Source organism: Marinobacter lipolyticus (assembly GCF_018424605.1).
In the GTDB taxonomy this organism is placed as follows: Bacteria; Pseudomonadota; Gammaproteobacteria; order Pseudomonadales; family Oleiphilaceae; genus Marinobacter; species Marinobacter lipolyticus_B.
Map to the genome: position 1 here is coordinate 1 of NZ_QTKT01000045.1, position 249 is coordinate 249.

Consider the following 249-nt stretch of genomic DNA (forward strand, 5'->3'; position numbering starts at 1 on the left):
TCAAGCTGTATGGCGATCCTGGAAGCCAGCACCAGCACATTACGGAGCAGCAGGATGAGCTTCGTCAGCTGCGGGCCGAACTGCGCCGGGTGACGGAGGAACGCGACATACTAAAAAAGGCCGCGGTGAGTTCAACCGGTCAACGCAAATATACTTTGTAGCTTCTCCACAGGTGTCAGGTAGTCGAGTGTTTTCCTCGGTCGTTCATTCAGCTTCCGTGCAAATTCATTTAACTGCTTCTGGGAATAG

At 52.6% G+C, this 249-nt stretch carries 1 pseudogene; it reads left to right on the plus strand.

Going from position 1 to position 249, the window contains the following annotated elements:
- A pseudogene (locus DYI22_RS17385) lies at positions 1–119 on the plus strand (IS3 family transposase); the annotation flags it as partial.
- Positions 120–249 lie beyond the last annotated feature (130 nt).